Source organism: Desulfonatronum zhilinae (assembly GCF_900182865.1).
Classification (GTDB): domain Bacteria; phylum Desulfobacterota; class Desulfovibrionia; order Desulfovibrionales; family Desulfonatronaceae; genus Desulfonatronum; species Desulfonatronum lacustre.
The window spans coordinates 1-1,666 of sequence record NZ_FXUJ01000079.1; the positions used below are offsets into that span (position 1 = coordinate 1).

The 1,666-nt window shown below is 49.2% G+C and carries 2 protein-coding genes; both read right to left on the reverse strand.

Annotated features, from left to right (window positions below):
• Nucleotides 1-209: 209 nt before the first annotated feature.
• The gene (locus AC559A_RS19070; protein WP_498819274.1) at nt 210-953 is read right to left on the reverse strand and encodes a MerR family transcriptional regulator; all 744 of its coding nucleotides are present in this window, start codon (nt 951-953) and stop codon (nt 210-212) included.
• 275 nt (nt 954-1,228) lie between these two features.
• On the reverse strand, nt 1,229-1,666 hold a 438-nt coding region (locus tag AC559A_RS19075; RefSeq protein WP_498819275.1), incomplete at its 5' end, for a tyrosine-type recombinase/integrase.

Consider the following 1,666-nt stretch of genomic DNA (forward strand, 5'->3'; position numbering starts at 1 on the left):
TTGTTCCAGGCAGCGAGAGCTCGGGCTCGCGGGTATCGAAACGTGGAGAATTTCATCATGATAGTCTACCTAATCGCGGCTCCGATTCAGATATTGATAACATCATGAATTCCACATCAAACGTCGAAGAACCAAATTTCTTCAGCAAACATGGCAAGCCCTCCTGCGGAGAGGGCTACCTAAACAGATTGTGGTCAGTCAATTCCACATTAAACGTCGAAGAACCAGAATTTGTAGAATTGGGTCAGGGCAGAGTTCATCTGCGGCAGCAGTTCGTTGACCTCGGAGAGGATTCGTGATTCGAGTCGGGATAGGGAGTGGTCCAGAAGGTCTTGGATCATTTCGAGGTCGGGGCCGGGTTGAAAATGTTGGGCCTGGATGCCGAGGGCTTCTACCGATTGGTTCGTGTCGAACTGCACTGTTCCCTGATCCCCCTCCGAGTTTGCATCGCTGCGAGCACATGTCTCGGTTTCGTAGGCTGTTTCGTCCGCCGAGGCTTGCTCTACAAATGTCCTTCCCTGAGAGAAAGAAGGAAAGACAGAAGGAGAGAAGGAAGGAAAGACAGAAGGAACGACATCAAGAAGGAAAGAAGGAAAGACAGAAAGATCGAGAGAAGGAAAGAAAGAAGGATCGAAAGAACGAGAGACAGGAGGAAGGCAAGAAGGAGCGACAGAAGGAAAGAAAGAAGGATTTCCAGATTCAAAGATTTCCGGTTCCCTGTTTCGCCAGTCACTCAACACTTCGTGGACATCCGCATTCGTCGCTCCGTCATCCTTCATCTCCAGAATCTTCCTGAATATCTCAATGTTTATGGACAGGTATCGGGTCTGCCTGCCCTGGTCTTGGACCACCAGGAATTCCTTGAACACGTCCTTGTAGTTGTAGAGCGTCTTGTAGTTGACGCTCAATTTCTGGGCAATGTCCGTTAGCGTATACAACTGTTTCTCGCTCATAGCATCAACCTCCTTGGCACTCCCACCGGCACATCACCGGCCCAGCACCAGATTTGACATCATGCCGCCTGCCCTCAGTACCAAAAACCTTGGTACAAGCATCAAGCGGCAACGAAAAAGGGCGGCACCGGTGGCATCCACTTTCACAACAGCTTTTTAACAATCTGAAATCAAATAGTTTTTTAGACTGTCACCCACCACTTCCATGTGACCCACCGCATACCTATCATGGTATCGGCAAAAAATGCCATGTTAAAATGAATGATCCTATGTCTTTAGGTGCCATTTTTCACCTTCACCATACCCACTTTTCGACCCACGATTTCAGCGGCTTGGCGCAATGTGTCGTGTGCCAAATGCGCATACCTTTGCGTAGTTGATAGCTGAGCATGGCCTAACAATTTCTGAACTTCGTATAACGATCTTCCGTTGTTCACGAGGAAAGAGGCATACGAATGTCGAATGTCGTGGATGCGAACATCATCTAAATCGGCGGCTTTGCGTACCCGGTCCCAAGTGCGGAAGAAGTGCTGCAAGGGCTTTCCTGTTTTAGGATTGGGAAACACGTACTCGGAGCCGTTGTCTTTCCTTCGCTCAAGTATTTCCATCGCCGCATCGGACAGGGGGATCACCTTCTGCTTTTTAGACTTGTTACGTTCAAGCGGTAGGGTCCACATGGCTTTGGCCATGTCGATCTCCTTCCATTCCAGTTC

Excerpts from the sequence above, each read along its gene's own strand:
- AC559A_RS19070 (WP_498819274.1), bottom strand. The coding sequence starts at position 953 with ATGAGCGAGAAACAGTTGTATACGCTAACGGACATTGCCCAGAAATTG.